Raw genomic sequence first — 13300 nt, forward strand, 5'->3', positions numbered from 1 at the left:
TTCGGCGGAGCGTTTGCCGCCAGTCGACTTCGAATTCATGTTCGTTCCTTCGTCTCCGACGAGAACGAACACTCCTTAAATCACACCCTCATTTCTGTGCCATAGGCGCTGATCCCGGACAGCGAACGGCTATAAACGGGCTGCAGGATGTCTCACAACCGCGCCGTCATTACAGCAGCCAAGGTGTTCTCAGGATCGTCCACGTGAACGAGGATCAAGAGCTTCTCGCAAGCCGTCACCGAGCAAGTTGAATCCAACAACAAGGGTGAAGATCGCGAGGCCGGGGATCGATGCGACATGCGGTGCAAGATAGAGCACCGAGCGTCCTTCGCTGGTCATCAGGCCCCAGTCCGCAGTTGGCGGTTGAACGCCAAGTCCTAAAAAGGAGAGACCCGCAGCGGTGACGATGATCGTCCCCACGATTGTCAGCGAATAGACGATGCTCGAGGACGCGACATGCGGGAGCATCTCACGGAAGAGTATGCGGTGTGTTGGTGTGCCGAGCGTGCGGGCGGCATCGACATAGCCGGCATTTTTTTGACCGAGCGCCTCGACGTAGACGACGCGCGTGTTGAACGGCAGCAGGACTATGACGAGCGCCGCAATCAGATTGCCCATGCCCGGTCCCAGAATGGACGCCAGCAATATTGCGAGAAGCACCATCGGGAACGCGAAGAGCACATCCATCACCCGCATGATCGCCGCGCCCGACTTGCTAAAATGTGCTGCCACGAGGCCGAGCGGAATTGCGAGAATGGCGGAAAGCGCGACAGGGACGAGGCCGGTGACCATCGATACTCGCGAGCCGTAGATCACGCGGCTGAGCACGTCACGCCCTTGCGTGTCGACGCCGAACAGGTGACCCGGCGTGAACACGCCGCGCAGTCTAAGTTCGATGAAGGACGACGTCGGCTCATAGGGAGCCAGGACAGGTGCAAGCACGGCCATCGCGAGAAACACGACGACTATGGTGAGACCTGCCATGGCCCAACCATCGGCCAGGAGCTTCGCGGCTATCCGGCCCGCAGAGGTCCGCTCGCGCCAATTCTCACGGGTCGGCGCTGGGGCAAAGGCTATCGTTTTCGATGTCATGGCTTCCTTACCTCTGATGCACGTCGAGCCATCTCACGATGATGTCGGCGACGAGATTTCCAAGTACGAAAACGACAGCAACCATCAGTACGCAGCCCTGGATCATCGGTCCGTCACGGGAAATGACCGAGTTATAGAGTTGCAGGCCGATCCCTGGCCACGCGAAGATGATTTCGCTGAATACGGCCGACCCAAACAGATATCCGACCTGAAGTCCGCTTATGTTGACGAAGGTCGGCAGGGCGTTTCGGAAAGCATGCCGATAAATGATCGATCGCGACGAAAGTCCCCGTGCCTTGCCCGCGGTGATGTAGGGAGAGGCGAGCGCATCGACCATGGCGGAGCGGGTCACGCGTGTCACGATCGCAAGCGACGTCGCGGCTGTGGTGACCGTTGGCAAAATCAAATGCGAAAGCAGGTCAGAAAAGCCGCCTGGCGCGGATAAGTTGTACATTCCTGCAGACGGAAGCAGCGGCAGCGTGACCGAAAACAGAAGGATCAGGACGATCCCGAGCCAGAAAACCGGCATGCTCGCCAGCAGAAACATGGCGGTGGAGATTGCGCGGTCAATGGCGGAGTCTTTTTTCCATGCGGAGATGGTTGCCAGCATAAACGAAAGCACCATGACGATGAACATGCTGGACAACATCAGGACGAAGGAGTTCATCGATTTTCCGAGCACGAGGTCCCATACGGGTGCCCGCATCACGTGACTGTTGCCGAGATTTCCGGTCAGAACACGTTCCAGCCAAATCCAGAACTGCACGATGAACGGATCGTCCAGGCCAAGCTCCTTGCGCAGGCTGGCGATGCTTTCCTTGCTAGCAGCAAGGCCGAGCAGTTGCTGGGTTACGTCTCCGGGAAGCAGGTAGACGGAAATGAATACGATGAAGCTGACGCCGAGCAGCACCGGCAACGTCTGCACCGATCGCCATATTGAATAGCCAAACATAGGGAACCTCTCGTGACGGCGCCTGAGCAGGCGCCGTCGTGAATCGTTGCAGCGGGGACGTCATTCTTTGGTTACCAACGCCATGTCTGGCCAGTGTTGAGGCGCCATGACGAAGTTGTGGATGCTCTTTGATGTCGCGACAACACCCAGTGGGGAGTGAGTCGGGATAAACGCCGCATCCTCGCAGATGACATCGCGCAGGGCGCGCAGTTTGCTCGTCATCTGCTCCTCGGATGCAGACGTGCGTGCTTCGTCGAGCAATTGATCCATCTTCGGGTTGTCGTAATAGCCCGAATTGTATCCGTTCGGCGGCAGCGCGCTGGTACGGACAACTGCGTCGAGCCAGTTCGCTGAGTTCTCTCCCCACGAGATCTGAAGCATGTCTGAGCCTTCAGGCATTCCTTGATTCATCATCGTGAAAAACGTGCCGATATCGAGAACCTCGATCGAAGCACGGATGCCAACATCCGCAAGGTTGCGCTGGAACCACTCCGCATCGGCGACCATTCCGACATCGCCGGCTCCTCCGGGCGTCCAGATCATTTTTACGTCAAAGCCATCGCCATAACCTGCTTCCTTAAGCAGGTCCTTTGCCTTGGCTGGGTCATAAGCGTTGCATTTGTAGTCCGGATCGTATCCCGGGCCGCCGATGTTGAGCATCGAATATGCCGGGATCGCCTGGCCGAGACGTAGCTTTTGCGACAACCCCTCACGGTCGAGGGCCATCGAGATCGCACGTCGCACCCTGACATCCTGAAGAGCCTTTTGTTTCATGTTGAGCCAGATGACGTAAACGGTCGGCACCTCGCCCTTGACTAGCGTGAAGCCCTGCTGCTCAAGCAGCGCCGAATTGTCCGGGGAGGGCGTCGCCGCGATGTCGATCGCGCCCGTGACGAGCGCCTGCTCGCGCGCCGCGACATCGACAATAGGCCGATAGATCAGACGGTCGTATTGAGGCACCCGCGCAGGGTCCCAATAGTTCTCATTTTTTTCCAGGACGATCTGCTCGCCGAAAACGCGCTCGACAAACCTGAACGGGCCGGTTCCAACTGGGGTCTTGGCAAAGTCGTCGTTGCTCGCGGCCGCGCGCACGGCCTTCGGGCTGGCCATCCAGGCCGAGCCGATGCCACCTTGGGAGAGCCGCCGCAAGAACTCTGCGTTGGGGGTCTTCAGCGTGATGCGAAACGTATAGTCGTCGACAACTTCGTATTTCTCGACGTCTTGGCGCCACCAGGTGTTCTGCTGGTAGGCCTTTTCGTAGAACTGCGGGGACTCGCGGTTCAGAATGCGGTCGAAATTGAACTTCGCGGCTTCGGCATTCCATGACTCGCCATCATGAAACTTCACATTTTGACGCAGCTTGAATGTGTAGACCGCGCCGTCGGCTGAGATATCCCAGCTTTCAGCGAGCGCGGGCACGATCGGAGCGATCGGGACGTTCGACTTCGAGAGATCCTGGCCTACGAACCCTTCGAAGATGTTGGATACCACCCGCGCGGTCAGCCAGAGCGCATGGGTGTGCGGATCTAGCGATAACGGGTCGCCTTCGATGCCCATCACGACCGTCTTCTCGCCCGATTGCGCCGGTGCATCGGTGATAGGAACGAAAACCGATAACATCACCAGAGCCGCGGCAAGGCCACGGCCGGCTCGGACTAAACCTAGGCGTTTGTCTTTCACGGAACCCCTCCTTTTTGGTTGAAGTGAACGAACGAAGTCTGCGATCTAGAAAAGATCGGCTTTTTCCAACGCATGGCAGGCGAGCCGGTGTCCGGCCCCCAGATCGGTCATGCGTGGGATTTCCCGGGTGCAGATATCCATTTTCAGTGGGCAAAACGGCGCATAGCGGCATCCGCCTGCAGATAAGCTACGCCCATCGCGGTTCGGGGTCCGGTCGTCTTCTGTCACCTCAATATCGGCGGCGGTGCGCTTGACACTCAGCACTGCTCCTCGAAGGGCGCGTGTGTAGGGGTGACCGGGCCGCTCATAGATCTCTTCGCTGTCGCCGATCTCGACCAGCTGGCCGTGGAAGAGCACGACGGTGCGATCGCACATGTGACGCACCAAACGAAGGTCGTGCGAAACGAAGAGATATGTGAGGCCGAGATTGCGCTTGAGATCCGTCAGAAGGTTGAGAATCTGCGCCTGAACCGAGACGTCCAATGCCGAGACAGGCTCGTCCAGAAATAGAAATTCCGGTTCGAGCGCGATGGCGCGGGCGATCACTACGCGCTGACACTGTCCGCCGCTGAACTGGTGAGGGTATCGGTTCCTATGTGCCGGATTCAGCCCGACCAGCCTGAGGAGCTCATCTACCCGCTGACGCCGCTGCTCGCGGTCCCAGCCGAAGTTCAACAAGGGCAATTCGATGTTTTCTGCGATGGTGCGCCGGGGATTCAGAGCCGAAATCGGATCCTGAAACACCATTTGGCGTTTCGCGCAGGCCTGACGGCGTTCGGCGACAGTTTGCGACGCTATGTCGATCCCTGCATAGCTTATGGTCCCGGCAGTCGGCTGAAGCAAACCAAGCAGCATTCGGCCAAATGTCGATTTTCCCGAGCCCGATTCGCCTACAAGGCCGAGCGATTCTCCTTGCCGGACATCCAGGCTCACCCCATCAACGGCGCTTGCCTGGCGTTTGGCTTGGCCCTTGCGGTCATAGAACTTGTAGACTTCGTGTGCGGTGAGGAGCGTGCCCTGGTGCGGTGTCATGACAGGTGACTCCGATCGGAAACGAAGTGGCACCGCGCGCGGCTGTTACGCGACACCTGCTTGAAGGATGGCGGTCCCAGGCAGACGTCCGAGGCCTTGTGGCAGCGCGGAGCAAACCGGCAGCCAGGCGGGAAATGCAGCGGATCAGGCGGCCCGCCGTCGATTTGTATCAAGGGTGTTCCCGCCTTGGCCGAGTCGGGGATGGTTGCAATAAGTGCTTGCGTGTAGGGATGCGTCGGCCGTTCGAGTACCTCATCTACTGGGCCGGCCTCCTGGATTTGGCCGGCATACATGACAGCCACGTGTGTGGCGATCGCTCGCACGACGCCAAAATCGTGGGTCACGATGATCATCGGCAACCCGTCGGCACCGTGAATTTCCCGCAGCAGCTGCAGCGTTTTTGCCTGGACAACCACGTCAAGCGCCGTGGTCGGCTCATCCGCAATGAGAAGTTGCGGTGCTCCGGTCAGCGCAATGCCAAGGGCCACGCGCTGGCACATTCCGCCCGACAGTTCGTGAGGGTAGCAGTTGATCTGCCGCTCCGCGTCTCGCAAGTTGAGACGCCGCAGGATGGCGATCGAAGCCTCGGTGGCAGCTTCCCTGCTCGTGTCGGGAGAGTGGCGCCGGATCACCTCAATCATCTGGTTGCCGATGGTGAGGCTGGGGTTGAGCGATGCCCGAGGATTTTGGAAGATCATCGAAATCTTGCTGCCGCGAAGCGCCTGCAAATCCCGCTCGGCCATGCCGACAATCTCGTCGCCGCCGAGACAAATAGACCCGGAGATTGATGCGTTGCGCGCGAGGAGGCCGATCAGGGCCATCGCAGTTACCGACTTGCCTGAACCAGACTCGCCGACCAACGCAAGAATCTGCCTGCTGCCGACCTCGAAACTGACGTTATCTACAGCCACTACCCGTCCCGCGGGCGTGTTGAACGATACGCTGAGATTTCTGACCTGCAAGCGCTGAGCAGCAGCTTCTAAGCAGTCCACGGCGCTCGGCAACGGCATATCCGCGTCGATGCGGGGCGGGCTGATATGCGTTCCCACGAAAGCGCTCCCATTTTTACTGCGAAAGTTCATTCGCATTTTTCCCAGAATGAAAATTACTTTCGTAAAAGTCAAGTCATTTGCACATAAATCAAGTGACCTGACTGGGAAATCCTTTCACGCAGCGGTTGCAATTACCGGATATCACTGCCCGCTTTTGGTTCGAGCGTGATGAGTCACGCCTCAAATATCGAGCAGTCCATTCTGACGGGCTGCAATGCCGCTATCGTCGGCATCTCTGCGACCTGTCAGAACATATCTTTGCTGCAGCAGAGGCTTCACGACACTGGCTGGGCTTTGATGCGACGGATCGATGAAACGAATGCAGCGATCTCCGGATGCATTCGTTTGCTCAATGGAACGGATTACCGAGAAACCGGCTCTCCTTCGGGCATGGTGCCCTCTAGTGGCTACTAAAGGAGCTTAGGCCTGTGAAGATCCCGCATGCCTGCGGTGGATGGGCACGTTCCGCATGTCCGATATCCATCGAAGCAAATGCATATCTCGATCACTGCCGCCCTTACCGCTGCAGCTGTCGTCTTTGCAGCAATGATTTTGCTTTCGTCCTACCGCTTTGCAGGCACGCCAAAAAACCTGGGTGAAGTACGGGTGAATTGAGCCGGACGAAGGCACCCAAAACAGAGTTCGGTCCTTTCGGTCGAACCGGTCCATGCTAGGCGCGCGCAATGCATGGCAATTGCGTACACTCCGGCGACATCATGCGGGTGCGGAAAGGCCCGCCTTCCTCATCGCCAGTCCCGCGCACATATACATTATCACGTAGACCAGAACGCGATAAATCGCGGCCGATCCCGGCGGGATGCAGATAAACGACAAGGCCGCTATGCCGCGCTTGCCAACCTCGTGCGCCAACCGGATGACCTCGTAGTCGGTCATCCCGAAGGGTTCCGCCAGCTCACCGAGGATATCGCCCGGCGCTGGCCCAGCGCCTCCCAAAATATCCATGTCCCAGTGGCAGTAAACTGCGTCCGTGCCTTCATAAGCATGGTGTAGTTCGTTTACGAGCCCCTCGATGCCGAGGCCGGAGCGGATTTTCCACATCGGATAAAAGTGCGTCCCCTTTCGCAGGAATTCCCGCACCATCTCCTTGTTTTCGAGCATGCCGCGCTCGCCGATCTCCACCAGATGCTTCTGGTCGAAATTGTGCAGAAGTTCGTATGTCTTGAATTTCCACGCGTCCGAACCGGCGATGCGCGGATCCATCGTCAGCTTGTCGAGCGGCGCGATATCCCAGTGGGTGTCGAGAGATACGCAGCCGACGTTTCCTTTAGTACGCTCCGACACCGCCTTGGCGATGGCGAAGGAGCCGCAAGGGCTGTTCTGTCCGATGACAACGGGAACGGCGCCGGCCGCCATGGCATGGTTGACCTTGAGTTCCACCGCCGCCTGCGCGCGGAGCACGTTTGCCGCGGTCGGCTCGACAAGACATTCCGGCGGGATGTCCGCGTCGCCATAGTCGACAATCTTGAGATGGTCGAAAACGTCAAGATCGAATTCCTGAATATATCCGGAGCCATAGCGGATGGACTGTTGCCTGATGCGTTTCGGTGCGGCCAGCCACTCCTTGGCGTCCACGCCCATGTATCCGCCCCAGCCGGCGACGTAAGGGGCGCCAATGATCACGACGTCCGCGCCTTCCAAGTCGTTCTCAGTGGTCGCGTGCGGCCGCGCCATGAAGGTCGGCATGTCCTCCGCGATCATCGGCACGTACCAGGGGTTCATGAAGGAGTAGGTATTCGCAATCGATCCTTGGCGGATTTCCTGCCAGCTCGGATAAGACATCGGCCTGGTTCCTCTTTCAAAGAGCCGCGCGGGAGCGGCACGGTTGGGGCAGTCAGGCTTGCGCCTCCGCCAGCACCACGTCATGCAGAACTGAAACACCGGCGATCATGTCGGTCTCACTTGCGAACTCTTCGGGGCAGTGGCTTAGACCGTTGCGGCACGGCACGAAGATCATCGCCGCGGGGCAGAGACCGGCGATACGGGCCGCATCATGGGTAGCGCCCGACAGAAGATGCTGCCGCGCCAAGCCACGCCGCTCCGCAGCCGCATCGATCGCGTTCGTGAGCCGAAGATCGAAGGCCACCGGTTTCGTGTTGATCAGCTTCGTCAATGTGACGCCGCAGGGACCCGCATAATCCTGGATCGTTTTGTGAATGAGCACATCGTGGCGTTCCAGCGTGGACGCATCCGGATGGCGAAGATCGACGGTGAAACTTGTGCGGCCGGCGATCGTGTTCGGCGCCGACGGATGGATGTCGCAGCGCCCTACCGTAAATCGTGTCGAACAGTCACCGTCTTCGAGTTTCGACTCGATTCGGTCGATAAGCGTGCGCGCTGCCTTAAACGCATCCCGACGCATGGCCGGAGGTGTCGTGCCGGCATGCGCCTCCTGGCCTTCGATGTCGATCCGGTACTGGATGGTGCCCTGAACGCCCGTCACCACTCCAATGGTGCTGTGTTCACACTCCAGGATCGGACCCTGTTCGATGTGCAGTTCCAGATAACGCCACGGTCGGGAAAGGGGTTCAGTCGTGCCCTTGACTCCGATGCCAAGGAAGAACTTGTCCAGTTCCCGAGCGAAGCTCGCTCCCTCGCGGTCGACGGCACGTCCTGCTACGGCGCTTGGCAGCGAACCCGAAAAAACCGCAGAACCCATGGTGACAGGAGAGAACCGACAGCCCTCCTCGTTCATCCAGATTGCGAGCTGGATCGGCCGTCTCGTCGCGATCGCTCTATCATCGAGGCTGGCCAGCACCTCCGCAGCAGCGACAACCCCGAGCGCGCCGTCAAACCGGCCGCCGGTCGGCTGGCTGTCCAAATGCGAGCCGGTCACGAGGGGTGCCGCCGTGCCATCGGTGCCGGCTCGCGTAATGAAGATATTTCCGACGGCATCAGCGTTGATTCGATATCCAGGCCGCCTGAACCAGTCGATCACAGTGCGATGGGCTTCGATGTCCGGCTTGGACAGCGCCTGTCTGTCGAGCCCGCCATCGCCCGTCGCGCCAAATGAGGAGATCTCGTCGAAGCGCGCGAGGAAGCGTGAAGGGTCGATGGTCTCGCCATCAATGTGCGTTCGGAAAAAGACCTCGGCGCTCAAAGAACGGTCCTCATGAAATGCATTCCCAACATGAAACATAATTGCCTGTCAGTCAAGTCGCTTTCTTATTGATACAGTGCTTTCCTGCCCCTATAGGTTACTCGACCGCGCCGCTTGGGATCGGTCAGTGCAGGCAGATGGCAAGAAGAACGCGCGCTAATCGTCAGGACGAGAACGGAAATCATGGCCTGGGCGCGCGGCTTCGGCACGCCCGCATCGGGGCAGGGCTGTACCTCAAGGACCTCGCCGAGAAGGTTGGCTGCTCCGAGAGTCTCATTTCGAAGATTGAGAACGAGAAGATTCTTCCGTCACTGTCTATGCTGCACCGAATCGCGCATGGTCTCGGCATCAGCATTGCACGCCTCGTGGAAGATACGGGGAACGCTTCCCTCGTACACATCTACCGTCCGCAAGATGCTGTATTCGTCGAAAAGAACATCCGGACCGGAAAAGGCATCCGACTGGAAAGCATCGTTGCGTCTTCGCTGAGCGATCTGCTGCAGATCAATATCCATCACATCCAGCCCGGCGGCTCCAGCGACGGGACAATCGAGCATCAGGGCCACGAATTCGGCTACATCCTTGAAGGTGAGGTGAGCCTGCACGTAGCGGGCGAACAGTACAGCTTGAAGCGGGGCGAAGGCTTTTTCTTCCGGTCGAACCTGCCGCACGGCTACAACAATCCGGGAAAGACGGTGGCGAAGGTCCTGTGGATCAACACGCCGCCGACATTCTGACGGGAGCGAAGCGCTCCGCTAGGCGGAACCAGTCACGAGCGCGCGGTCGTCGACTAATGCATCCCCCACGATGTCGAAAAATGCACGGATACGCGCCGTCCGTTTCAATTCGGAGTAGGTCACGATCCATAGCTCCCGCTTCGTACAAGCGACTGGTTCGAACAGGCGGATCAGGTCGCTTTCCAGATCTCCAAGGTAGCAAGGCAGAACCGCTGCGCCGATGCCGGCGCGGACCGCAATGAGCTGATTGATGAGGCTGTTCGTTCGATAGACGATTGCCGATTCCGGTATCCGCGCAGCAAGCCAGTCAGCCGCATTGATGCCGCGGACGCCTTGCTCCCACCCGACGATTCCTACGGATATGGCGGCCGAACCCAGAACTCCCGGTGGGCCGAAATCGAGCAGCACCGAAAGAAGGATTGACGCCGCCAATGCTGCGGATCGGACTTTGCATGCTTTTACACGCAGGGTTCCGCGGATCATCCTCATCACAAAGGTTGCGCTGTCACAGGCGGTGGCGCATGGCGAGGGAAGCGTGATGAGCTTGCGTGGCAAGACCATAGTCGTTACGGGCGCGGCAAGAGGTATTGGCGCGGCCTGCGCGGTAGAGATGGCAGGGCAGGGCGCACGTCTTGTCTGCGCCGACATTGATGACTGTTACGGCACGGTCGCCCGCATCATAGACATCGGCGGCCAGGCGCGCAGCCATCCTGTCGACGTTTCCGATAAGGAGTCCGTCTCTGACCTGTTTGCGTCGGTCGCCGCGACGGAAGGCGACCTAGACCACGTTTGCAACAGTGCCGGCGTTGTCCTCGAACGCAGCCTGCTCGACATGACGCAAGACGAATTCGACACCGTCATCCGCATCAATCTCAAAGGCACTTTCCTCGTGGGGCAGGCGGCCTTGCGGCGCATAACGGCCGGCTCAGCGACGTTCGTCGCGTCCAATCTTGGCTACATCGGTCGTGCCGATCATTCCGCGTACGTGGCTTCGAAGCACGGCGTCATGGGTCTCGTGCGGTCTTGGGCGGAAGAGTTTGCTCCGGCGATCCGGATAAACGCCCTTTGCCCCGGCCCGACAAGCACGCGGATGCTCGCTGCCGATCAGCTTTCCGACAAATGGCGGGCGAAGGAACTTGACCTTCCGCTCAAGCGGTTCGCCGATCCTGCCGAAATCGCCCGCGCCGCGCGCTTCCTGGCCAGCGATGACGCCAGCTACATCACGGGACAGGGCCTCGGCGTCAATGGCGGGTCGGTGATGGCATGACCGACGTCGTTGCGACTACTCTGTCCGCTGCCCCTATGCAGGATGACGTCACCCTCGATTTTCGCGGACAGACAGTCGTTTTGTCGGGGGGATCGCGGGGAATCGGCTTGGCTGTCGCCAAGGCATTTGTCCGATCGCATGCCGATCTTCGTGTCCTCGCGGATGATCCCACGCTCACTTCCGTCGTCGCCGAGTTGGCGACATCTGCGAAAGGCAAGGTATCCGGCCGCATTGGGGACATTGCGGAGTCGGGCGCGGCCACAGCGATGCTGTCGGATATTCCGAAGATAGACGTGCTGATTGCAAATGCCGGCATGGAGCGCCTTACGCCTATCGACGACCTTTCCGCCGAGGCGGAGGAATACTTCAGGCGCGTCATTGCGGTCAACGTCATCGGCACCTATCTCACCGTTCGCGCCGCAGTGCCGAAGATGCGAAGTGAATCGCGCATCATCCTGACCTCCTCTGTCTGGGGAAAATCCGCCGTTGGCGAGTTTGGCGCTTACATTGCCTCCAAACATGCCGTTATCGGGCTGATGCGCAGCCTTGCCCGGGAACTCGGACCGCGCGGCATTAGGGTCAATTGCGTCTGTCCCGGCTGGGTGCGGACGGAGGCTGCGCTCAAGTCGCTTCGGCAAATGTCCGAACGGTCAGGCATCGGCGAAGCCGACATCCTTGACGAAGTTCTGACCTCGCAATGTCTTCCGGGGTTTCAGGCGCCCGACGACGTACCGGGACTGTTTGTGTTCCTAGCCTCGTCCCTGTCCCGAAACATAACAGGCCAAGCGATCAACATAGATCGCGGTGAATTCTTAGGGTGAGACAGGAGGGACTGGCTTTGTCAGCATTAAGCTTGAGGCTGGATGACAAGAAGGCATTGGTGGTCGGCGCATCCAGCGGGATCGGACGCGAAGTGGCGCGGGAGTTCGTCCTCCAAGGCGCCGATGTCACCGTGCTCGCCGACGAGGAGGCGATTTTCGAGGTCGCCGACTGCCTGGGCCAAGAAACCGGCAGGGTCATAAAAGCGCTTCGTTGCGACATCACCGACCGCGATCTGTTGCGCGCCAATCTCGCCGCGATCGACTGCCTCGACATACTCGTACACAATGCCGGGTTCGAGCGACTGACCCCGCTGGGCGACTTCAAATCCGAGGATTTGTTCCGCCGCATCATCGACGTGAATTTGCTCGGCGCCTACTATGTAACTAACGAACTCGCGGGCCGCCTCCGCGACGGCGGGCGTGTTATCTACACCGCGTCGACCTATTCAAAATACGCGATTGCGCGGATGGCTGCCTACGCCAGCTCGAAACATGCGCTGGTCGGCATGCTGCGCAGCTTCTCGCACGAATTCGGGGGCCGCCGCATCACGGTCAATGCCGTGTGCCCGGGTTGGGTCAATACCGAATTCTCGAACAGGTCCGTACGCCAGATCGCCCTTGATACCGGCAGAAGCGTTGAAGATGTTGGCAACGAGGTCCTGCGGCTCCAGGCCATGACGGGACATCTCGAGCCACGGGAAGTCGTCGGCGGGTTTTTGTTTTTAGCGTCCGATCTGGCCAAGGATATCACGGGCCAGACAATTCACGTCGACCGTGGCGAGTACCAGGACTGAGATGGGTAAGGTGCACAAACTGCGGTTCAAGGTCCAGCCGGTCGAAGCGGCCGAGCATGATCTGGTGATCACGCCGCGTGCGGTTTTCAACGCCGCCTACGCGGGACGCGATGCGGAAGACGTGGAGCGTCACATTGCGGATGTTGTGCTAGGCGGTGAACGGCCCCGGTTTCCCATCCCGTCGCTCGCGCCGGTGTCAGTCCACAATCTGGTCACCCTAGATGAGGTGCAGGAATACACGCCGAGCATGATCGGCGAGGTGGAATACGTATTGGTATTTCACCGGGGCCAGCTGTTCGTGGGCGTCGGATCGGACCATTGCGATTGGCTGCTGGAGAAGCACGATTTCGCCCATTCTAAGAATGTCGCGCCCGACGTGATGGCCAACAGGCTGTGGCGTTGGTCCGATGTGCGAGATCATTTCGACGAACTTCTCCTGCGATGCCGCGTGCGCGTCGACGGCGCATGGCGAGTAACGCAGGAGGCCACTTGCTCGACGTTGCGAAGCCCGAATTTCTGGCTGGACCATGCAGCCTTCTCGGGCGGCATCGCCGACGGAACGATGCTGTTCAGCGGGACGATCAACCATATCGCCGGCCTGCTGAAGGGTGATGCCTATGAAGTCTCGATGACTGATCCCCGGTTGGGCCGTGTCATCTCGCACACCTACCAATGTATGCCTGCAACGGTGCCAAAACTATTGGACGTAAGGGGGGCCTGACCTTGCTCCTTTTCTGCGGAACTTATGCCGGGAG

The 13300-nt window shown here is 59.3% G+C and carries 14 protein-coding genes; 6 read left to right on the top strand and 8 right to left on the bottom strand.

Going from position 1 to position 13300, the window contains the following annotated elements; genetic code table 11:
* Positions 1-189 precede the first annotated feature (189 nt).
* From ABLE71_RS24960 to ABLE71_RS24980, 5 genes are read right to left on the bottom strand one after another with little or no spacing between them, the layout of a single operon-like run.
* On the bottom strand, positions 190-1092 hold the full coding sequence (locus tag ABLE71_RS24960) for an ABC transporter permease (protein WP_348786192.1): 903 nt from the start codon (positions 1090-1092) through the stop codon (positions 190-192).
* Between the two features lie 7 nt (positions 1093-1099).
* Positions 1100-2044, bottom strand: a complete 945-nt coding sequence (locus ABLE71_RS24965; protein WP_348786193.1) for an ABC transporter permease — start codon at positions 2042-2044, stop codon at positions 1100-1102.
* Between the two features lie 60 nt (positions 2045-2104).
* Positions 2105-3724, bottom strand: a complete 1620-nt coding sequence (locus ABLE71_RS24970; protein ID WP_348786194.1) for an ABC transporter substrate-binding protein — start codon at positions 3722-3724, stop codon at positions 2105-2107.
* Between the two features lie 45 nt (positions 3725-3769).
* The gene (locus ABLE71_RS24975; protein WP_348786195.1) at positions 3770-4756 is read right to left on the bottom strand and encodes an ABC transporter ATP-binding protein; all 987 of its coding nucleotides are present in this window, start codon (positions 4754-4756) and stop codon (positions 3770-3772) included.
* Positions 4753-5838, bottom strand: a complete 1086-nt coding sequence (locus ABLE71_RS24980; protein ID WP_348786196.1) for an ABC transporter ATP-binding protein — start codon at positions 5836-5838, stop codon at positions 4753-4755. Before ABLE71_RS24980 ends, ABLE71_RS24975 begins: the two co-directional genes overlap by 4 nt.
* Positions 5839-6249: 411 nt before the next feature.
* Between ABLE71_RS24980 and ABLE71_RS24985 the strand changes: the two genes are divergently transcribed.
* Positions 6250-6423 (top strand): hypothetical protein, encoded by a 174-nt coding sequence (locus ABLE71_RS24985; protein WP_348786197.1) that lies wholly within the window; start codon positions 6250-6252, stop codon positions 6421-6423.
* A gap of 99 nt (positions 6424-6522) precedes the next feature.
* On the opposite strand, the gene ABLE71_RS24990 is transcribed toward ABLE71_RS24985, so the two are convergent.
* Positions 6523-7608 carry an arginase family protein gene (locus ABLE71_RS24990; protein ID WP_348786198.1) on the bottom strand — a complete coding sequence of 362 codons (1086 nt, stop codon included), beginning with the start codon at positions 7606-7608 and terminating at the stop codon, positions 6523-6525.
* A 52-nt stretch (positions 7609-7660) separates the two neighbouring features.
* On the bottom strand, positions 7661-8926 hold the full coding sequence (locus ABLE71_RS24995; protein ID WP_348786199.1) for a M20 family metallo-hydrolase: 1266 nt from the start codon (positions 8924-8926) through the stop codon (positions 7661-7663).
* A 137-nt stretch (positions 8927-9063) separates the two neighbouring features.
* Here ABLE71_RS24995 and ABLE71_RS25000 point away from each other — a divergent pair, with 137 nt between their 5' ends.
* Positions 9064-9663: a cupin domain-containing protein gene (locus ABLE71_RS25000; RefSeq protein ID WP_348786200.1), complete on the top strand. Its 600-nt coding sequence runs from the start codon at positions 9064-9066 to the stop codon at positions 9661-9663.
* A gap of 18 nt (positions 9664-9681) precedes the next feature.
* Here the strand turns inward: ABLE71_RS25000 and ABLE71_RS25005 are convergent, their stop codons facing one another.
* Positions 9682-10218, bottom strand: coding sequence for a LysR substrate-binding domain-containing protein (locus ABLE71_RS25005; RefSeq protein ID WP_348786201.1), 537 nt, complete (start codon positions 10216-10218; stop codon positions 9682-9684).
* On the opposite strand from ABLE71_RS25005, the gene ABLE71_RS25010 reads away from it, so the two are divergent.
* Genes ABLE71_RS25010 through ABLE71_RS25025 form a run of 4 tightly spaced genes read left to right on the top strand, consistent with a single transcriptional unit; the run spans position 10202 to position 13266 of the window.
* On the top strand, positions 10202-10930 hold the full coding sequence (locus ABLE71_RS25010; RefSeq protein WP_348786202.1) for an SDR family oxidoreductase: 729 nt from the start codon (positions 10202-10204) through the stop codon (positions 10928-10930). The genes ABLE71_RS25005 and ABLE71_RS25010 overlap by 17 nt on opposite strands.
* Positions 10927-11751, top strand: coding sequence for an SDR family NAD(P)-dependent oxidoreductase (locus ABLE71_RS25015; protein ID WP_348786203.1), 825 nt, complete (start codon positions 10927-10929; stop codon positions 11749-11751). The genes ABLE71_RS25010 and ABLE71_RS25015 overlap by 4 nt, the downstream gene beginning before the upstream one ends.
* 32 nt (positions 11752-11783) lie before the next feature.
* Positions 11784-12545, top strand: coding sequence for an SDR family oxidoreductase (locus ABLE71_RS25020; protein ID WP_348786204.1), 762 nt, complete (start codon positions 11784-11786; stop codon positions 12543-12545).
* Position 12546: 1 nt separating this feature from the next.
* Complete coding sequence (locus ABLE71_RS25025; RefSeq protein ID WP_348786205.1) at positions 12547-13266, top strand: DUF2848 family protein; 720 nt, start codon at positions 12547-12549, stop codon at positions 13264-13266.
* The last annotated feature ends 34 nt before the right edge of the window (positions 13267-13300 follow it).

It is taken from the genome of Mesorhizobium sp. KR9-304, assembly GCF_040049215.1.
Classification (GTDB): Bacteria; Pseudomonadota; Alphaproteobacteria; order Rhizobiales; family Rhizobiaceae; genus Mesorhizobium_K.